Below are 18537 nucleotides of genomic sequence, written 5' to 3'. Positions count from 1 at the left end.
CGCGACCCTAGTCGTCGAACGGGTCCCCGGCCCGCGCCCCGCCGAGCGCGCGGAGCAGCGAGGCGAACCCGCCCGCCACGTGCTCCTCGGTCGCGGCAGCGGCCCGGTCGGCGTCGCCGTCGGTCACCGCGTCGAGGATCGCCCGGTGCTCGGCGGCCGAGGCTGCGGCGCGGTCGTCGTCGTGCAGGGTCAGGTCCCACGGGAACGCCTGCCACAGCGCGGCGATCCGCTCCGGCAGCGCGGGCACGCCGCACCGGTCGTAGAGCAGGAAGTGGAACTCGCGGTTCCGCTCGCGGGCGGCGGCCGGGTCGTCGGCGGGGTGGTCGAGGACGGCGCGGGCCCGGGCGAGGTCGTGCCGCGAGACCCGCGGCGTCGCGCGGCGGACCGCGTAGGCCTCGGTGAGCCGGCGCACCACGTAGGTCGCGGTCACCCGGTCCACGTCGACGCCGGCGACCCGCACCCCGCGGTGGTGCTCGGCGACGACCAGCCCCTCCGCGGACAGCAGGCTCAGCGCCTCGCGGACCGGGGTGATGGACGCGCCGAACCGGCGGGCCAGCTCGTCCTGACGCAGCGGCGTCCCGCGGGCGAGGCCGCCGCCGAGGATGTCGCGGCGCAGCTCGTCGACGATCCGGTCCCGCTTGGTGCTCACCGCTCGTCGAGCCAGGCGAGGACGGCCGCGGTGTGCTCGCCGACGGCCGGGACCGGGTCCATCCGCGCGGTCCGTCCGGCGACGGTGATCGGCGGCTGCAGTGCGCGCAGCGGCCCGACCGGGCTGCCGACCTCGGTCCACCGGTCGCGCGCGGCGAGCTGCGGGTGCTCCAGGACCTCCCCGACCTCGCGCTGCCGGGCGTGCGCGACCCGCGCCTGGACCAGCCGCGCGACGAGCTCGTCGCCGGTCAGGCCCGTGAGCACGGTGTCGATCTCGGCGTGCAGGTCGAGGCGGTTCTCCACCCGGGCCCGGCCGCTCGCGAACCGCGGGTCGGTCGCGACCTCCGGGCGGCGCAGCACGACCTCGCAGAACGTCGCCCACTCGCGTTCGTTCTGGATCGACAGGACGACGTCGGTGCCGTCGCCGGCGGAGAACGTGCCGTACGGGGCGATCGCGGCGTGGCTGGTGCCGGTCCGCTTCGGGGCGGTGCCGCCGTAGCCGGCGTAGTAGAGCGGGTAGCCCATCCACTCCACCAGCGAGTCGAACAGGCTGACCTCGAGGTCGGTGCCCTGCCCGGTGCGTTCCCGCTCGTAGAGCGCGGACAGGATGCCGGAGAAGGCGTACATGCCGGCACCGATGTCGGCGGCCGGGATGCCGCTCTTCGCCGGCGCGTCCTCGGTCCCGGTGATCGAGACGAGCCCGGCCTCGGACTGGATGAGCAGGTCGTAGGCCTTGGCGTCGCGGTACGGGCCGGACGAGCCGTAGCCGGAGATCGAGCAGGTCACCAGCCGCGGGTACCGCTCGCGCAGCGCCGCGGCACCGAGCCCGAGCCGCTCGGCGGCACCCGGGGCGAAGTTCTGCACGAACACGTCGGCCCGTTCCAGCAGCCGCAGCATCGTGGCGCGGCCGTCGTCGGACTTGAGGTCGAGGGTGACCGACTCCTTGGACCGGTTCAGCCACACGAAGTGGCTGGACATGCCGTGGACGGTCTCGTCGTAGTCGCGGGCGAAGTCGCCCGAGCCCTCGCGTTCGATCTTGATGACGCGGGCGCCGAGGTCGGCGAGGTGCCGGGTCGCCAGCGGTGCGGCGACGGCCTGCTCGCAGGACACGACGAGCAGTCCCTCCAGGGGGAGTGTCATCAGATGCTCCGCCCGCCGTCGACGGGCAGGACGACGCCGGTCAGGAACGCGGCGGCGTCGGAGGCGAGGAACACCGCGGCGTCGGCGACGTCGCCCGCCTCCGCGAGCCGGGCCAGCGGGATGCCCGCGACGAAGCGCTCGCGAGCCGCCTCGGGGTCGTCGGTGCCGAGGAACTTCGGCAGCATCGGGGTGTCGGTGGCGACCGGGGCCAGGCAGTTGACCCGGATGTCGGGCGCCAGCTCCAGGGCCAGGGTGCGGGCGAGGTGGTTGGCGGCGGCCTTGGACGAGGCGTAGGCGCCGAACCCGGGACGGGTCCGCTCGCCCATCACCGACCCGGTGATCGTGACCGCGCCGCCGCCGGTGCGTCGCATGGCGGGCACCGCGGCGCGCACACCGAGCCAGACGCCCTTCACGTTGACGTCGAAGATCGCCGAGAACTCCTCGGGGTCGGCGTCGAGCGCGGGGACGGGGAAGCCGGTGAGCCCGGCGTTGCAGGACAGCAGGTCCAGACGGCCGAACGCGGCCTCGGCCCGCTCGACGGCAGCGGCGTTCGCCGCGGCGTCGGTGACGTCGACCCGGAGTCCGACCGCCCGCTCACCGAGCTCGGCGGCGGCGCGCTCCGCCGCCTCCCCGTCCAGGTCGGCGACGACGACCGACGCCCCCTCCTCGACGAACCGCCCGGCCGTGGCCCGGCCGATGCCGGACGCCCCTCCGGTGACGATCGCGACCTTGCCCTGCAGTGCGCCCGCGGCCATGACGGCTCCTCGACGTCGAGACGATGCCTGATCCTCACGGATCATGCATCATCCGTGAGGATCGTGCATCACGCCCGGGCGGCGGCGACGAAGTCGCGGATGCGGGCGTGGTCCTTCACGCCGCGGGACGACTCGACGCCGCTGGAGACGTCGACGCCCCAGGGACGGACCCGGCGCACCGCGGTGGCGACGGTGTCCGGGTCCAGCCCGCCCGCGAGCAACCACGGCCCGTCCGGCTTCGGGTCGAGCGCCTCGGCGTCCCAGCGCTCGCCGGACCCGGCGACGGGGGAGTCGAGCAGCAGCACGTCCTCGCCGTACAGGCCCACGGTGAGGTCGGGGTCGTGGGCCAGCGAGGTCGCCCGCCACAGGGTGATCGGCGCGCGGGCGGCCGCGGTGAAGTCGTCGCGGGTGTAGCGGCCGTGCAGCTGCAGCACGTCGGCGCCGGCGTCGGCGGTCACCGCCGCGGCCCGGTCGGCGGGCAGGTCGGCGACGACGACCACCGACCGCACGCCGTCCGGCACCCGGGCGACGAGCGCGCCGAGGTCGGCCGGGTCGACGTGGCGGGGGCTCGGCGGGTACACGACGAACCCGACCGCGTCGGCGCCGGCGGCCACGGCCGCGTCGACGTCACCGGGGGTCCGCAGCCCGCACACCTTGACGAACACGCGCCCGACCCTACGGGGCGCCCGGGCTCAGAGCTCGAGCACCAGCCGCGGCGACCGGGACCGCGACACGCACAGCATCATCACCTCGTTCGACGCCTGCTCCTCCTCGGTGAGCAGCGAGTCCCGGTGGTCCGGCTCGCCGGCGAGGACCCCGGTCTCGCAGGTCCCGCAGGTCCCCTCCCGGCACGAGGACAGCGTCGCGATCCCGGCGCCCTCCAGGGCGTCGAGGATCGAGCAGCCCGCCGGGACGGCGACGACCGTCCCCGACCCCGACAGTTCCACCTCGAACGCCTCGTCCGGGCCGTCGAGCGCGCCGGGCCGGGCGGAGAACCGTTCCACGTGCACCGGCACGCCGAGACGCTCCCCCTCGGCCTCGACGGCGGCGAGCAGCCCCTCCGGCCCGCAGCAGTACACGGGTCGCCCGGCGGCCGCGGCCACGATCCCGGCGACGTCGAGCAGCCCGGCCTCGTCCTGCGGCACCAGGGCCACCCGGTCGGGGTGACGCCCGGCGAGCTCGCTGAACGCCATCGACGCCCGGCTGCGCCCGCCGTGGACCAGCCGCCAGTCCGCGCCCGCGGCGTGCGCCGCCGCGATCATCGGGACCAGCGGGGTGATGCCGATCCCGCCGGCGACGAACACGTAGCCCGGGGCGTCGACGAGTGCGAACCGGTTGCGCGGCCCGCGGACCAGCACCGTGTCGCCCTCGGCGACGACGTCGTGCACGTGCGCCGAGCCGCCCCGCCCGGCGGGTTCGCGCAGCACCGCGACCCGGTAGACCGAGCGCTCGCCCGGGTCCCCGCACAGCGAGTACTGCCGGACGAGGTCCGCGGTCAGGACGAGGTCGAGGTGCGCACCGGGCGTCCACTCCGGCAGCTCGGCGCCGGACGGGTCGCGCAGGGTCAGCAGCACGACGTCGTCGGCGAGGAGCTCCTTCTTCTCCACCACCAGGTGCAGCTCGGGTTCGGTCACGACGTACTCCAGGTCTCGTGGTCCACGGGGCAGCCCAGCAGCCAGTCCCACAGCGGCACCGGGTCGTCGAAGACGCGTTCGGCGCCGCAGTGGCACACCGCGCGCAGCAGGTCGGTGCCCAGCACCCAGTGGATGCGCTGGACACGGTGCCCGTGCAGGACGGGCGGGGCCTCGGGGATCGCGCTCACCGGGCGGGCGCCGGGGACGGGACCGCCGGTGCCGAACCGGCCATCCGGGCGAGCATCCGGCGTGCGGCGAGCCCGCCGGTGTCGATGTTGACCGACAGCTCCTGGTAGCCCGCCGGCTCGGTCGCGATCACCTTCTCCAGCACGTCGAGCGCCTCGACGTCCTGCAGCACGACGGTGCGGTTCTGCTCGGCGAGGAACGCCGAGACCTCGACGTCGCCCGGGGCGAAGTCGCGCGCAACCATCCAGAAGTCGTGTGTGGAGTGCTCGGTCTCCGGGGTGATCGCGTAGACGACCTCCACGTGGAAGGCGTCGGGGTCGGAGCCGTCGGGGTGCGGGACCGAGCCGACCGGCGCGATCCGGGAGTGCAGCTTGTACAGGCACGGCGGGGTGTACTCGATGTCCTGCCAGCGCGAGATCCGCCCGGACAGGCCGGTGGAGCGCTCGTAGAACGGCGGGCACTCGGCGTCGGCCATGTGCCGGGAGACGTAGACGACGCCGGCGTCCTCGTCGACCTCGGTGGAGATCGGGGTGGCCGCGACCTCGGGGGTGCCGATGTAGCCGCCGTGCAGGTAGGTCTCGTGCGACAGGTCGAGCAGGTTGTCCACCAGCAGCGAGAACCGGGCGGCCAGCGGCTCCATCCCGCGCACCGTGGTCCACGCGGCGTCGTCGAGGTAGGTCGCGCGGGGGATGCGCAGCGGGTCGGCGAGCTCCGGGTCGCCGATCCAGACCCAGATCAGCGAGTCCTGCTCGACGACGGGGTAGGCCGCCAGCCGGGCCGTGCGTGGCACCCGGTTCTGCCCCGGCACCGCCACACACCTGCCGTCGGCGCCGTAGGTGAAGCCGTGGTAGCCGCAGACGACGGTGTCGCCGACGAGCCGGCTCGGGGCCTGGGACAGCGGGAACCGGCGGTGCACGCAGCGGTCGGCGTGCGCGGTGACCTGGCCGGCCTCGGTGCGCCAGAACAGGATCGGCTCGTCGCAGATCGTGCGGCCGAACAGCTCGCGGCCGATCTCGGCGGAGTAGGCGGCGACGTACCACTGGTCGCGGGGGATCGAGCTCATGCGGGGACTCCCTGGGTGGTGGGGGTGCCGGATCGGCGGAGCAGCAGGACGAGGGCGGCCGCGCCGACGAACACGGCCGCGAAGAGCAGGTAGAGCGACTGCGGGGTGGCGCCGCCGTCGAGCAGCGCCCCGGCCAGGGTCGGCGCGAGGATCGCCCCGGACCGGCCGACCGCGAGCGCGGTGCCGACGCCGGTGGTGCGCACGTCGGCGCCGTAGGAGGTCGGTGCCATCGCGTACAGCCCGGCGACGCAGCCGTTGACGAACAGCCCGACCAGCGCGGCGACGACGAACGCCACCGCGAGCGAGGAGGTGCTGGTGATGAACACGGCCAGCAGCACCGCGGTGGCCAGCAGGTACCCGGCGAGCACGTGCCGCAGCGCGAACCGGGCGGCGAGCAGGCCGAGCCCGGCGGCGCCGAAGATGCCGCCGACGTTGAGCAGGGTGCCGCCGGCGATGCCCGCGTCCGGGGAGAGCCCGGCCTCGACGAGCAGGGTCGGCGTCCAGCTGGTGACGAAGTAGAACCCGGCCATCACGCAGAAGAAGCTGACCCAGAGCAGCACCGTGGTGCGCCGCAGCGCCGGGCGCAGCAGCGCCCCGTACCCCGCGGCGACGCCGGTCCGCACCGGGGCGCCGTCGGGGAGGGCGGGCAGCGCCGCGTGCCCCATCCGCGCCAGCAGCGCGTTGACCCGCTCCAGCGCCCCGGCCGGGCGGCGCACGAGCAGGAAGTCCAGGGACTCCGGCAGCCGCCACCAGACCAGCGGGACCGCGGCCAGGGTGGCCAGACCCCCGGCGAGGAACACCGACCGCCAGCCGAACTGCCCGATCAGCGTGGCCGCGAGCACGCCGCCGAGGACGGCCCCGATCGCGTAGCCGGTGGAGTTCAGGCTGACCGCGAGCCCCCGCCAGCGGGCCGAGGCGTACTCGGCGGCGACGACGTTGCTGGTGGCGAGGATGCCGCCGACACCGAGCCCGGTGACCAGCCGCAGCGCGCCGAGCTGGCCGGGGGACTGCGCCGCCGCCGAGCCCAGCATCGCCAGCCCCGCGACGACGAGGCAGCCCAGCACGACCGGCCGTCGCCCGACCCGGTCCGCCCACGGTCCGATGAGGACCGACCCGGCGGCCATGCCGACCAGGCCCGCGGACAGGAGCAGGCCGAGCTGGCTGCCGGACAGCCCCCACTCGGTGGCGACCGAGCGGCCCGTGAAGGCCATGACCAGCACGTCGAAGCCGTCGAGGACGTTGAGCAGGACGCACGCCGCGACCGCGCCCCACTGGTGGCGGGACATCGGTGCGTCGTCGAGCAGACGGCGGACGGTGTCCGCCGCGGGGGGTGGGCGCATGGTGGGACTCCGTCGTCGCCGCGCGGTCGTGGTGGTGCAGCGAGGATGCGGGGCGACGGGGGCCGCGCCGTACGTCCCTTCCGGAGAATGGAAGGGTTTCAGCGCGTGGTGGTGCTGAGCGCGCGGCTGATCCCGGCGGCGGTGGTGCGCACCAGCGGGGCGAGCGCGCGGGCGGACACGCTGCCGTGCCGCACGACGAGCGAGACGGCCGCGACGACCTGGCCGCGGGCGTCGGAGACGGGGGCGCCGACCGACAGCGCGTCGTCGGTGACCTGCCGGTCGCTGACCGAGTGGCCGTCGCGGCGGACGTCGGCGAGCATGCGGCGCATCCGCTGCGGGTCGGTCACCGTGAACGGGGTGTAGCGCTCGATCCGCGCGCCCAGCACCTCGTCCTGCAGCTCCGGCGGCGAGTGCGCGAGCAGCACCAGACCGACCCCGGTCGCGGTGAGCGCGAAACGCCCCCCGACCCGGGTCTGCACCGGGACCGCGCCGGACCCGGCGAGCCGCTCGACGAACACCACCTCGGCGCCCTCACGCACCGCGAGCTGCACGTTCTCCCGGGTGACCCGGGACAGGTCCTCCAGGAACGGCAGCGCCGTCTCGCGCAGCGCCTGCCCGCGCGGGGCGAGCGCGCCGAGCTCCCAGACGCGCAGCCCGATCCGGTAGCGGCCCTCGTCGTCACGTTCCAGCGCGCCCCACGCCGCCAGGTCGGCGACGAGCCGGTGCGCGGTCGACAACGGGACGTCCGCGTGTCGGGCGAGGTCGCTGAGCGACAGCGCGGGCCGGTCGGGGCCGAACGCGTCGAGCAGGCCGAGCGCGCGCACCACGACCGACCCGGTCGGTCCCACCGGGTGGCCGCGACGCGACGTGGTCATGCCCGCCAGTATCAGGCGTCGTAGTCGACCGTGGCGGTGTCGGTCACTGGGCGGGACTGGCAGGTGAGGACGAACCCGGCGGCGACCTCGTCGTCCTCCAGCGCGTAGTTGCGCCGCATGGTCACCTCGCCGTCGGTCACCTTCGCCCGGCACGTCCCGCACACCCCGCCCTTGCAGGCGAACGGCAGGTCGCCGCGGACCTTCTGGGCGGCGTCGAGGACGTACTCGCCGGCCGGGACGGCCAGCGTCGTCGACCGTCCGTTGAGGACGACCGTGACCTGCGCGCCGTCGCCGTCCGGCTCGGGCTCGTGGCGGTCGACCTCCGGCGGCGGCTCGTCGACGTAGAACAGCTCGCGGTGCACCCGGCGCCGCTCGACGCCGAGCTCACCGAGCACCGCGACCGCGGCCTCGGTCATGCCGAGCGGGCCGCACAGCCACCAGTCGTCGACGTCGGCGGTGTCGACCAGCGCGGTGAACAGCAGCCGCAGCCGGTCGGCGTCCAGCCTGCCGTTGACGATCTCGGCCTCGGTGGGCTCGCGCGAGAGCACGTGCAGCAGGTGCAGCCGCGGGCCGTAGCGGTTCTTCAGGTCGGCGATCTCCTCGGTGAACATCACCGTGTCGGTCCGCCGGTTGCCGTAGACGAGGGTGACGCGGGTGTCGTCGTGCGCGGCCAGCAGGGACGCCGCGATCGACAGCACCGGGGTGATCCCGGACCCGGCTGCGACGAGACCGTGGTGCGTGCCCGCGGTCAGCTCCGGGGTGAACGACCCGGCGGGCGGGCCGACCTCGACGACGTCGCCCGGGGCCACCTCGTCGACCAGCCAGGCGGAGAACAGCCCGCCGTCGACCCGGCGCACCCCCACCCGCGGCGCGGTCCCGGCGGCGGAGCAGATCGAGTACGACCGGCGCTCCTCGCCGTCGGCGGTGTCCTTCCGCAGGGTCAGGTACTGGCCGGGCCGGAAGTCGTAGTGCCCGCGCAGGTCCTCGGGGACGTCGAAGGTGACGGCGACGGCGTCGTCGCACAGCCGGTCGACCTCGGTCACCACGAGCCGGTGGAAGCCGGCGGGCAGCGCGTCGTCCTCGGCCAGCAGGGCCTCGATCTCGTCGTCCAAGGCGAGCGTCGTCCGGCCGTACGCCTGGTTGGCCCGGGCCTGCCACGCCGCCGCGCGCCGCTCGCTCATCAGATCTCCTTCATGTGCTCGAACGGCTCACGGCAGGTGGTGCACCGCCGCAGCGCGGTGCACGCGGTCGGGCCGAAGCGCGACAGCTCCTCGGTCGCCCGGGAGCCGCACTGCGGGCAGGGCACGACCGTCGACGGCGCGTCCAGCGTCAGCGGGATCGGCCCGCCCGTCCGCGGGGCGCTCCCGGGCGGCGCGACGCCGGCCTCGGCGAGCTTGCGCCGCCCGGCCTCGCTGATCCAGTCCGTGCTCCAGGCGGGGGAGAACACCGTCCGCACCTCGACGCGCGCGTACCCGGCCGCGGTGAGCGCGCCGCGGATGTCCGCGCGCATCTCCTCGATCGCCGGGCAGCCGGAGTAGGTCGGGGTGATCGTGACCGTCACGCGGTCGTCCTGTTCGGACACCGAGCGGATCACGCCGAGGTCGTCGAGGGTGAGCATCGGCATCTCGGGGTCGACGACCTGCGCGACGACCCCGCCCGCCCCGCTCACCAGGACGCCCCGGGGTGCCGGCGCGCGAGGCTCTGCAGCACGACCAGCGCGGGCTCCAGCTTCTCGGTGTGCACGCCCTGGCGGCCGCCGCGGCCCCCGATCGTGCCGGTCGACGGGACCTGCGGCACGGTCAGCGTGGCGCGCCCGATCACCTGCGCGAGGACGGCGTCGACCTCCTCGCGGGTGTCCGCCGGGTCGACGGCGACACCGGCGGCGACCAGGCGTCGCTCGGTGTCGGTGGTGCGGAACAGCTCGCCGAGGTGCGGCCACACCCACTCCAGCGCGTCCTGCATGCGCCGGTGCGACTCCGGTGTGCCGTCGCCGAGGCGCAGCGTCCAGCGCGCGGCGTGGTCACGGTGGTAGGTGACCTCCTTGACCCCCTTCGCGGCGACGGCGGCGACCACCGGGTCAGCGGAGTCCGTGAGCCGGTGCAGCAGCGCGAGCCGCCAGGTGGAGAACACCAGCAGCCGGGCGATGGCGCGGGCGAAGTCCAGGTCGTCGGACGGCTCGACGAGCCCGACGCAGCGGAACTCCGACACCTCGCGCCAGTAGGCCAGCGCGTCCTCGTCGCGGCCGGTCAGGTGCCCGGCGCGCGACAGCAGCACCCGGGCCTGGCCGAGCAGGTCGAGCGCGGTGTTGGCGAGCGCGACCTCCTCCTCCAGCTCCGGGGCGTTCGAGACCCACTCGGTCAGCCGGTGGGACAGGACCAGCGCGTCGTCGCCGAGCATCAGGCAGTACTCCGCGAGGTCCGCCGGATCGGTGCCCGCGGGAACCGGCGCGACGATGTCCGCCTCGCTGTCCTCGAACCCCGACCCGAACGCCCAGCGCGGGTCGTCGCCCTCCTCGGTGAGGCCGTCGTAGACGGAGCCGCTCACAGGTGCGGCACCTCCTCCGGGATCGCGTAGAACGTCGGGTGCCGGTAGACCTTGTCCCCGCTCGGGGCGAAGAACGGGTCTTTCTCGTCCGGGCTGGACGCGGTGATCGCGTCGGCGCGGACCACCCAGATGCTCACGCCCTCGTTGCGACGGGTGTAGACGTCGCGGGCGTTGTGCAGGGCCATCTCGTCGTCCGCGGCGTGCAGCGACCCGACGTGGACGTGGTTGAGCCCGCGCTTGCCGCGGACGAACACCTCGTAGAGCGGCCAGGCGCGACGGCTCGGCTTCTCGCCCTGCCCGGTCTCGACACCCGTCGTCGGGACGGCGCCGTGGCCGCCCTCGGCGGTCATGTCCTGCTCGCTCATGCCCGTGCCCCCCGCTTCCCGGCCTGCTTCTCCGCGTAGGCCTGCGCCGCCTCGCGCACCCACGCCCCGTTCTCGTGCGCGCGACGCCGGTGGTCCAGCCGCTGCCGGTTCGCCGGCCCCGCCCCGGAGACGACGGCGGTGAACTCCGACCAGTCCGGCTCGCCGAAGTCGTGCGCCTGCCGCTCGTCGTTCCAGCGCAGGTCCGGGTCGGGCAGCGTGACGCCCAGCACCGCCGCCTGCGGGACGGTCATGTCGACGAAGCGCTGGCGCAGTTCGTCGTTGGTGTGGCGCTTGATGCCCCAGGCCATCGACTGGTGGGTGTTGGGCGAGTCGCCGTCGGCCGGGCCGAACATCATCAGCGACGGCCACCACCAGCGGTCCACCGACTCCTGGACCATGCGCTTCTGCGCCTCGGTCCCCGCGGTCAGGGCGAGCAGCGACTCGTAGCCCTGGCGCTGGTGGAACGACTCCTCCTTGCAGATGCGGATCATCGCCCGGGCGTAGGGCCCGTAGGAGCAGCGGCACAGCGGGACCTGGTTCGCGATCGCCGCGCCGTCGACCAGCCACCCGATGACGCCGATGTCCGCCCAGGACAGCGTCGGGTAGTTGAAGATCGAGCTGTACTTCTGCTTCGAGTCGATCAGCTTCTCGGTGAGCTCCTCGCGGTCGACGCCGAGGGTCTCGGCGGCCGCGTAGAGGTACATGCCGTGGCCGGCCTCGTCCTGCACCTTGGCCAGCAGGATCGCCCGGCGCCGCAGCGACGGCGCACGCAGCAGCCAGTTGCCCTCCGGCTGCATCCCGATGATCTCCGAGTGCGCGTGCTGGGCGATCTGCCGGATCAGGCTCCTGCGGTAGGCCTCGGGCATCCAGTCCCGCGGCTCGATCCGCTGGTCCGCCGCGATCGTCGCGTCGAACCGCTCCTCCAGCTCCGCCGGGGATGGCGCGGTGCTCGTCACTGGACACCTCCGTACCGAATGTTCGTTCGGCTACGAGTGTGGCGGATGAGCGGGGGATCCCGCAACCCCGGCCCCCGCGCGGTGGTCGGTGCCGGGCCGGGACTCCGGAGGAACCGGGCGGTGGGTGGGGCGGTCCAAGGGGCATGGATCTCACGCGACCGTTCCTCGGCACTGCGGCGGTGCGCGCCGGGGTGGTCACCTCGAAGCAGCTGCGGGGGCCCGGTTCCGTCCGGTCGTGCGCGGGGTGTTCGTCGCCGCGCACGTCCCGGACACCTTCCTACTGCGGTGCGAGGCCGGGGCGGTCGCGGTCGGGGCGATCGGAGCCGGGACCGGGCGGGCCGCGCTGGGCGGCTGGGCCGCGGCCGAGATGCTGGGGGCGGACTGCGCACCGCGCGGGGTACCGGTGGAGGTCGTGGTCGCGCTCGGGCTGGCCCACCCCGACCTCCTGGCCGTCGAGGTTCGCCGCCGCCTGACGTCTCGAGGCGGTCACGCGTGATCGATCAGCACGTTTCCGCCCCGTCACGGGCGAGAACGTGCTGATCGACTGCTCAGCGGTGCAGGCGCAGGAGGCCGGCGTCGGTAGGGGGGAGGGCGCAGGAGCGGTAGAAGGGGGTCAGGTGGGGGGTGAAGTCGGCGTGCAGCCAGGTGCAGCCCGCCGCGGTGGCCTGCTCCACGGCCCCGGCGACCAGCGCCCGGCCGATCCCGCGGCGGCGGTACCCGTCGGCGACGACGAGATCGAGCAGGAACGCGTGCCGGTCGCCGTCCCAGGCGAGGTTGACGAACCCGGCGAGCGCGTCGCCGTCGCGGGCGTCGAGCCAGCTCAGGCTGTGTGCGGCGAGCTGGGCGGACCAGCGTCGCAGGCGTGGGGTCTCGTCGAACCCGGCGGCGTGCAGCGCGGAGAGCGCGACGTCGTCGACCTCGGGGCGGACGCGGACCCGGACGTCGGTCACGGCGCCGGGACGATGCCGGCGAACGCGGCGCGGACGACGTCCTCGGGCAGGGTGGCGGTCCCGGGGCGGCCGGGGCGGTACCACTCGACGATCGAGTTGATCGTGCCGGACAGCAGCCGTGCGGCCAGGGCGGGGTCGACGTCGGAGCGGACCTCGCCGGCGTCGACGGCGTCGCGGACCAGGGCTCGCACGGCCGCGTCGAACGCACGGCGGCGTTCCAGCGCCCAGCGCTCGGTCTCGGTGTTGCCGCGGACCCGGAGCAGCAGGGTGACGTACGGGAGCTCGGCCATCAGCACCCTGACCTGCGCGGCGACGATCACCCGCAGCCGGTCGGCGGGGGAGCCGGTGCGGGCCTCGGGCAGGTCGAGCACGCCGAACAGCCCGTCGACGGCGCGTTCCAGCGCCGCGCGCAGCAGCGCCTCCTTGCCCGCGAAGTGGTGGTAGAACGACGACTTCGTGATCCCGGCGGCCCGCGAGAGGTCCTCCATCGACGTCGCGTCGTAGCCGCGGTCGATGAACTCCCCGACCGCGGTCTCGAGCAGCGCGTCGCGGCCGCCGCTGGGTCGCCGGGCCCGCTTGACCGGCGAGCTCATCGGCCCTCGAAGACGGGCTTCTTCTTCGCGAGGAAGTCGCTCACGGCCTGCTGGTGGTCGCGCGTGGTCGAGAGCCGGACCTGGGCGTCGGCCTCGTACTCCAGGACGGCGGGGAGCTCGTTGACCGCGCCGAAGCGCAGCGCGCCCTTCACCTCGGCGTAGGCGCGGGTGGGTCCGGCGGCCAGCCGGCGCGCGAGCTCCAGCGCGGTGGTGAGGACCTGGTCGGCCGGGACGACGTCGCGCACCAGGCCCCAGTTGCGGGCGTCCTCGGCGGTGAACTGCTCGTTCAGCAGCACCAGCTCGGTCGCCCGGGAGACGCCGACGGCGTGCGCGAGCGACGCCGCGAGGCCGCTGTCGGTGGACAGCCCGATCCCGGTGAACGCGGTCGCGAACTTCAGCCCCTCCGCGGCGATCCGCAGGTCGGTGGCCAGCGCGATGCCGAGCCCGGCGCCCACGCAGGGCCCGTTGATCGCGGCGACCACCGGCTTCGGTGCCTCGTTGAGCGCGCGGATCAGCGGGTTGTAGTGCCGGCGCACGGTGCCCAGGGCGTCGACCGGGTCGACGTCGAGCGCCGCGGCGTGCTCGCCCAGGTCCTGCCCGACGCAGAACGCCTTCCCCGCGCCGGTCAGCACGATCGCGCGTACGGACTCGTCCCCGGCGACCTCGACCACCGCGGGGAGCAGCGCCTCCTTGAGCTCGACGGTGAGCGCGTTGTACTTCGCGGGCCGGTTCAGCGTGACCACCGCGACCGACGGGTCGGTCTCGTCGCGGGTCACGAGGACGGCGGGATCGGTGCCGGTGGCGGGGGAGGTCATCCGGTGAGCCTAGCGGCCGACCGAACGATCGGTCTCCCCGTCCTGCCGGCGTCCGGACGGACCCTGGTGCGGTTCCGTGGACCGGTGCTAGGTTCGCCCGAACGAACGGTCGGTTCAATCGCTGACCCGCGACGACGAAGCGCGACGGAGGCTCGCCGATGACCCTGCTCCGCAGTCACCTCTCCGGTACCTGGCAGACCGGGAGCGGCGAGGGCCGCCCGCTGTACGACGCGGTGACCGGCGAGGAGGTCGCCCGAATCTCCGCCGATGGCCTCGACCTCGCCGGGGCGCTGGAGTACGGGCGGCGGACCGGCGGGCCCGCGCTGCGCGAGCTCACCTTCCACCAGCGTGCCGCCCTGCTGAAGGCGCTCGGGCAGCACCTGCGCGAGCACCGCGAGCAGCTCTACGCCGTCTCCGCGCGGACCGGCGCCACCCTCGGCGACTCGAAGTTCGACGTCGACGGCGGCATCGGCGTCCTGCTCGCCTACGCCTCCAAGGCGAAGCGCGAGCTGCCCAACGACACGATCCACGTCGAGGGCGACGTCGAGCCGCTCGGCCGGGGCGGGACGTTCCTCGGCCAGCACGTGCTCACCCCGTTGCACGGGGTCGCGGTGCAGGTCAACGCGTTCAACTTCCCCGTCTGGGGCCCGCTGGAGAAGCTCGCCCCGGCCTTCCTCGCGGGCGTCCCGACGCTGATCAAGCCCGCGTCTCCGACGGCGTTCCTCACCGCGGAGCTCGCCGAGCTGATCATCGGCTCCGGCCTGCTGCCCGAGGGGTCGGTGCAGTTCGTCGCCGGATCGCTCGGCGACACCTTCGACCACCTCACCGGGCAGGACCTGGTGAGCTTCACCGGCTCGGCGTCGACCGCGCAGACCCTGCGCAGCCACCCCGGGATCGTCCGGAACTCCGTGCGCTTCTCGGCCGAGGCCGACTCGCTGAACCTGGCCGCGCTCGGCCCGGACGCGACGCCCGGCACCGAGGAGTTCGACCTGTTCGTGAAGGCCCTGACCACCGAGATGACGGTCAAGGCCGGACAGAAGTGCACCGCGATCCGACGCGCGTTCGTGCCCCGCGCACACGTCGACGCCGTCGTGGAGGCCGTCACCGCACGGCTCGCGGGGGTCGTGGTCGGCGCCCCCGGAGCCGAGGGCGTCCGGATGGGGGCGCTCGCGAGCCTCGACCAGCGCGAGGAAGTCCGTCGCAGCGTGAAGGCCCTGCGCGACGCCGGCCGGATCGTGTTCGGCGACCCCGACCGCGTCGAGGTGACCGGCGCCGACGCCGACCGTGGCGCGTTCGTCTCCCCGTTGCTGCTGGTCGGGGACCCGGACCGCGCCGAGCCGCACGAGATCGAGGCGTTCGGCCCGGTGTCGACCGTGCTGCCCTACGACACCACCGAGCAGCTGATCGACTACGCCGCCCGCGGCCAGGGCTCGCTCGCCGGGTCCGTCGTCTCCGCCGACCCCGGGTTCGTCCGGGAGGTCGTGCTCGGCGTCGCGCCGTTCCACGGCCGCGTGCACGTGCTCAACGCCCGCGACGCGGGCGAGTCCACCGGACACGGGTCGCCGCTGCCCCAGCTCGTCCACGGCGGTCCCGGCCGCGCCGGCGGCGGCGAGGAGATGGGCGGTGTCCGCGGGGTGTTCCACCACATGCAGCGCACCGCCGTGCAGGCCGACCCCGACTCGCTGGCCGCGATCACCGGCCGCTGGGTCGCCGGGGCCCGGCGCCACGAGTCCGACGTCCACCCGTTCCGCAAGCACCTGGAGGAGCTGCGCCCCGGCGACTGCCTGGTCGCCGGCCCGCGCCGGGTGACCCGGGAGGACGTGGAGCACTTCGCCGAGTTCACCGGCGACACGTTCTACGCGCACATGGACGAGGCCGCCGCCGCGGCGAACCCGCTGTTCGGGCAGCGCGTCGCGCACGGCTACCTGGTCGTCTCGCTGGCCGCGGGCCTGTTCGTCGACCCGGACCCGGGCCCGGTGCTCGCGAACTTCGGCGTCGACGGACTGCGGTTCCTCACCCCGGTCCGCTTCGACGACGAGCTCACCGTGACCCTGACCTGCAAGCAGCTCACCCCGCGCGAGTCCGCCGGTTACGGCGAGGTCCGCTGGGACGCCGAAGTCACGCGGCAGGACGGCGAGTCCGTCGCCCGCTACGACGTGCTCACTCTCGTCGCGAAGAAGGACGCGTGATGACGACCGCCACGAAGCGCCCGGGCGACGCGCCCCCGGCCGAGCTGCTGGACCCCGCGGAGCGGATGTCGGTCGACGAGCTGCGCGCGCTGCAGCTGGAGCGTTTGCAGTGGTCGCTGCGGCACGCCTACGACAACGTGCCGCACTACCGCGCGAAGTTCGACGAGCACGGCGTGCACCCCGACGACTGCCGCGAGCTCGCCGACATCGCGAAGTTCCCGACCACGACCAAGGCCGACCTGCGGGAGACCTACCCGTTCGGCATGTTCGCGGTGCCGCGCGAGCGGATCGCGCGGATCCACGCGTCGTCGGGCACCACGGGCCGCCCGACCGTCGTCGGCTACACCGCGGGCGACCTCGACCGGTGGGCCGGGCTCGTCGCCCGGTCGATCCGGGCCGCGGGCGGGCGCCCCGGCCACCGCGTGCACGTCGCCTACGGGTACGGCCTGTTCACCGGCGGGCTCGGCGCGCACTACGGCGCGGAGAAGCTGGGCGCGACCGTCATCCCCGTCTCCGGCGGGATGACCCCGCGCCAGGTGCAGCTCATCGGCGACTTCGAGCCCGAGGTCATCATGCTGACCCCGAGCTACATGCTCACCCTGCTCGACGAGTTCGAGCGCCAGGGCGTCGACCCCCGGTCGACGAGCCTGCAGGTCGGGATCTTCGGCGCCGAGCCGTGGACCGAGCAGATGCGCGCCGAGATCGAGGAGCGGGCCGGCATCCACGCCGTCGACATCTACGGCCTGTCCGAGGTCATGGGACCCGGTGTCTCGCAGGAGTGCGTGGAGACCAAGGACGGCCTGCACATCTGGGAGGACCACTTCCTGCCCGAGGTCGTCGACCCGCTCGACGGCACCCCGCTGCCCGACGGCTCCGAGGGCGAGCTGCTGTTCACCAGCCTCACCAAGGAGGGGCTGCCGATCATCCGCTACCGCACCCGCGACCTCACGACGCTGCTCCCGGGCACCGCGCGGCCGCAGATGCGGCGGATGGCCAAGATCACCGGACGGTCCGACGACATGATCATCCTGCGCGGTGTGAACGTCTTCCCGACCCAGATCGAGGAGATCGTGCTCCGCACGCCCGGGCTCGCGCCGCACTTCCAGCTGGAGCTGACGACCCAGGGCAGGCTCGACGCGATGACCGTGCGCGTGGAGGCCCGCGGCGACACGCCCGCCGACCGCCGCGACCCGGCCGCCGCGGAGCTCGTGCGCGCGGTGAAGGAGACCGTCGGCATCTCCGTGACCTGCGACGTCGTCGACCCCGACACCCTGGAGCGCTCGGTCGGGAAGCTGCAGCGGCTCAAGGACCGCCGCTGAGGGAATGCGGCGGGGCCCCGGCCGGTTGCGGCCGGTTGTGAAGCTCGAGATCTGGTCCGACGTCGTCTGCCCGTGGTGTGCGATCGGGCGTGCCCGGCTGCAGGCCGCGCTGGCCGGATTCGCCCACCGCGACGACGTGACGCTGCGGTGGCGCAGCTTCGAGCTGGAGCCGGAAGCACCCCGCGAGCGCAGCGGCGGCGCCGAGCACCTGGCGTCGAAGTACGGCATGAGCGTCGAGGAGGCCCGGCGGATGCAGGAGCGCGTCGCCGCCACCGCCGCGCAGGACGGCCTGGAGTTCCGCTTCGACCGGGCCCGGCACGGCAACACCGTCGACGCCCACCGGCTGCTGCACCACGCCTGGGAGACCGGCGGCGCCACGGTGCAGGACGAGCTGAAGGGCCGGCTGCTGCGGGCCTCGTTCACCGACGGCGAGCCGATCGGCGACCCCGGGGCGCTCGCCCGGATCGCGGTGGACGCCGGCCTCGACGACGACGGGGTGCGCGCCGTGCTCGGCTCCGACCGGTACCTCGACGACGTCCGCGCCGACGAGGACCTGGCCCGCCGCCTCGGCATCACCTCGGTGCCCTTCCTCGTCGTCGACGACCGCTACGGCGTCGCCGGCGCCCAGCCGGCGGACGCGCTGCGGCAGCTCCTCGACACCGCCTGGGCCGAGCGGGAGACGCCCGCCCGCAGCTAGCGGGACTCGTCCTCGAAGATCAGGATCGTCCGCGTCGACACGACCGTCGGCAGCGCCTGCAGGCGTTCGAGCACGACGCTGCGCAGTGCGTCGTTGCCGGTGGTGCGCACCAGCAGCAGCACGTCGAAGTCCCCGCCGACCAGTGCCATGTGCCGGACCTCGGGGATCGCGCGCAGCTGTTCGCGCAGCTCGCGCCAGCTGTTCTGGCGCACCGTCAACGTCACGTACGCCGAGGTGTGCAGCCCCACCTTGTCCGGGTCGACGAGCACGGTGAAACCGGTGACCACGCCGTCGTCGACGAGCCGGGCGAGGCGGGCGTAGGCGTTCGCCCGCGAGATCGTCAGGCGCTCGGCCAGCGCGCGCCCGGTCAGCCTGCCGTCGCGCTGCAGCTCCGCGACCATCCGCCGGTCGATGTCGTCGAGCACCGGCACCCTCCGTTCGTCTCACCGGGCCCCGCCGGGCACCGGT

Annotated in this window: 22 protein-coding genes; 4 read left to right on the top strand and 18 right to left on the bottom strand. The window is 74.4% G+C overall.

The annotated features are described in order from the left end of the window. Positions 1 to 7: 7 nt before the first annotated feature. The 14 genes from DMP17_RS38535 to paaA all read right to left on the bottom strand — a co-directional run bounded on the left by DMP17_RS38535 (position 8) and on the right by paaA (position 11506). Positions 8 to 649, bottom strand: a complete 642-nt coding sequence (locus DMP17_RS38535) for a GntR family transcriptional regulator (RefSeq protein ID WP_226350454.1) — start codon at positions 647 to 649, stop codon at positions 8 to 10. Beyond that, positions 646 to 1788 carry a CaiB/BaiF CoA transferase family protein gene (locus DMP17_RS38530; RefSeq protein ID WP_337832092.1) on the bottom strand — a complete coding sequence of 381 codons (1143 nt, stop codon included), beginning with the start codon at positions 1786 to 1788 and terminating at the stop codon, positions 646 to 648. The genes DMP17_RS38535 and DMP17_RS38530 overlap by 4 nt, the downstream gene beginning before the upstream one ends. Continuing rightward, entirely contained in the window at positions 1788 to 2543 is a 756-nt protein-coding gene (locus tag DMP17_RS38525; RefSeq protein ID WP_226350456.1) for an SDR family oxidoreductase, read from the bottom strand. Before DMP17_RS38525 ends, DMP17_RS38530 begins: the two co-directional genes overlap by 1 nt. Positions 2544 to 2611: 68 nt before the next feature. Continuing rightward, positions 2612 to 3208, bottom strand: coding sequence for a phosphoribosylanthranilate isomerase (locus DMP17_RS38520; protein WP_226350457.1), 597 nt, complete (start codon positions 3206 to 3208; stop codon positions 2612 to 2614). Positions 3209 to 3235: 27 nt separating this feature from the next. Beyond that, entirely contained in the window at positions 3236 to 4177 is a 942-nt protein-coding gene (locus tag DMP17_RS38515) for a PDR/VanB family oxidoreductase (RefSeq protein ID WP_226350458.1), read from the bottom strand. Next, entirely contained in the window at positions 4174 to 4365 is a 192-nt protein-coding gene (locus tag DMP17_RS38510; protein ID WP_073577386.1) for a hypothetical protein, read from the bottom strand. Before DMP17_RS38510 ends, DMP17_RS38515 begins: the two co-directional genes overlap by 4 nt. After that, positions 4362 to 5426: an aromatic ring-hydroxylating dioxygenase subunit alpha gene (locus DMP17_RS38505; RefSeq protein WP_337832091.1), complete on the bottom strand. Its 1065-nt coding sequence runs from the start codon at positions 5424 to 5426 to the stop codon at positions 4362 to 4364. The genes DMP17_RS38510 and DMP17_RS38505 overlap by 4 nt, the downstream gene beginning before the upstream one ends. After that, positions 5423 to 6766, bottom strand: coding sequence for an MFS transporter (locus DMP17_RS38500; protein ID WP_226350461.1), 1344 nt, complete (start codon positions 6764 to 6766; stop codon positions 5423 to 5425). The genes DMP17_RS38505 and DMP17_RS38500 overlap by 4 nt, the downstream gene beginning before the upstream one ends. 98 nt (positions 6767 to 6864) lie before the next feature. After that, a complete protein-coding gene (locus DMP17_RS38495) occupies positions 6865 to 7641 on the bottom strand; it encodes an IclR family transcriptional regulator (protein WP_226350462.1) in 777 nt (258 codons plus the stop codon). Positions 7642 to 7652: 11 nt separating this feature from the next. Further along, positions 7653 to 8822 carry a 1,2-phenylacetyl-CoA epoxidase subunit PaaE gene (gene paaE / locus DMP17_RS38490; protein ID WP_443217944.1) on the bottom strand — a complete coding sequence of 390 codons (1170 nt, stop codon included), beginning with the start codon at positions 8820 to 8822 and terminating at the stop codon, positions 7653 to 7655. After that, positions 8822 to 9310, bottom strand: a complete 489-nt coding sequence (gene paaD / locus DMP17_RS38485) for a 1,2-phenylacetyl-CoA epoxidase subunit PaaD (protein ID WP_226366490.1) — start codon at positions 9308 to 9310, stop codon at positions 8822 to 8824. The genes paaE and paaD overlap by 1 nt, the downstream gene beginning before the upstream one ends. Beyond that, positions 9307 to 10185, bottom strand: a complete 879-nt coding sequence (gene paaC / locus DMP17_RS38480) for a 1,2-phenylacetyl-CoA epoxidase subunit PaaC (protein WP_337832090.1) — start codon at positions 10183 to 10185, stop codon at positions 9307 to 9309. The genes paaD and paaC overlap by 4 nt, the downstream gene beginning before the upstream one ends. Next, entirely contained in the window at positions 10182 to 10535 is a 354-nt protein-coding gene (gene paaB / locus DMP17_RS38475; RefSeq protein ID WP_434092930.1) for a 1,2-phenylacetyl-CoA epoxidase subunit PaaB, read from the bottom strand. The genes paaC and paaB overlap by 4 nt, the downstream gene beginning before the upstream one ends. A gap of 11 nt (positions 10536 to 10546) precedes the next feature. Further along, the gene (gene paaA, locus DMP17_RS38470; protein WP_337832089.1) at positions 10547 to 11506 is read right to left on the bottom strand and encodes a 1,2-phenylacetyl-CoA epoxidase subunit PaaA; all 960 of its coding nucleotides are present in this window, start codon (positions 11504 to 11506) and stop codon (positions 10547 to 10549) included. Between the two features lie 235 nt (positions 11507 to 11741). Between paaA and DMP17_RS38465 the strand changes: the two genes are divergently transcribed. Then, positions 11742 to 12002, top strand: a complete 261-nt coding sequence (locus DMP17_RS38465) for a hypothetical protein (RefSeq protein WP_337832088.1) — start codon at positions 11742 to 11744, stop codon at positions 12000 to 12002. A gap of 52 nt (positions 12003 to 12054) precedes the next feature. On the opposite strand, the gene DMP17_RS38460 is transcribed toward DMP17_RS38465, so the two are convergent. The 3 genes from DMP17_RS38460 to DMP17_RS38450 are packed head-to-tail and all read right to left on the bottom strand — an operon-like array spanning position 12055 to position 13864. Further along, entirely contained in the window at positions 12055 to 12456 is a 402-nt protein-coding gene (locus DMP17_RS38460; protein WP_337832087.1) for a GNAT family N-acetyltransferase, read from the bottom strand. Then, positions 12453 to 13049 carry a TetR/AcrR family transcriptional regulator gene (locus tag DMP17_RS38455; protein WP_226350469.1) on the bottom strand — a complete coding sequence of 199 codons (597 nt, stop codon included), beginning with the start codon at positions 13047 to 13049 and terminating at the stop codon, positions 12453 to 12455. Before DMP17_RS38455 ends, DMP17_RS38460 begins: the two co-directional genes overlap by 4 nt. Further along, the gene (locus DMP17_RS38450; RefSeq protein ID WP_226366488.1) at positions 13046 to 13864 is read right to left on the bottom strand and encodes an enoyl-CoA hydratase/isomerase family protein; all 819 of its coding nucleotides are present in this window, start codon (positions 13862 to 13864) and stop codon (positions 13046 to 13048) included. The genes DMP17_RS38455 and DMP17_RS38450 overlap by 4 nt, the downstream gene beginning before the upstream one ends. A gap of 158 nt (positions 13865 to 14022) precedes the next feature. Between DMP17_RS38450 and paaZ the strand changes: the two genes are divergently transcribed. Genes paaZ through DMP17_RS38435 form a run of 3 tightly spaced genes read left to right on the top strand, consistent with a single transcriptional unit; the run spans position 14023 to position 18069 of the window. Continuing rightward, on the top strand, positions 14023 to 16053 hold the full coding sequence (gene paaZ, locus DMP17_RS38445; protein ID WP_337832086.1) for a phenylacetic acid degradation bifunctional protein PaaZ: 2031 nt from the start codon (positions 14023 to 14025) through the stop codon (positions 16051 to 16053). Continuing rightward, on the top strand, positions 16053 to 17372 hold the full coding sequence (paaK, locus tag DMP17_RS38440; protein WP_226366486.1) for a phenylacetate--CoA ligase PaaK: 1320 nt from the start codon (positions 16053 to 16055) through the stop codon (positions 17370 to 17372). The genes paaZ and paaK overlap by 1 nt, the downstream gene beginning before the upstream one ends. 37 nt (positions 17373 to 17409) lie before the next feature. Continuing rightward, the gene (locus DMP17_RS38435) at positions 17410 to 18069 is read left to right on the top strand and encodes a DsbA family oxidoreductase (protein WP_226366485.1); all 660 of its coding nucleotides are present in this window, start codon (positions 17410 to 17412) and stop codon (positions 18067 to 18069) included. On the opposite strand, the gene DMP17_RS38430 is transcribed toward DMP17_RS38435, so the two are convergent. Continuing rightward, entirely contained in the window at positions 18066 to 18500 is a 435-nt protein-coding gene (locus tag DMP17_RS38430; protein WP_226350474.1) for an Lrp/AsnC family transcriptional regulator, read from the bottom strand. The two genes, DMP17_RS38435 and DMP17_RS38430, sit on opposite strands and share 4 nt — an antisense overlap. Positions 18501 to 18537: the final 37 nt, after the last annotated feature.

The organism is Pseudonocardia sp. TMWB2A (genome assembly GCF_017312135.1).
The sequence above is the reverse complement of the archived record's forward strand: the minus strand, read 5'-3'. Positions and strand labels throughout refer to the sequence as shown.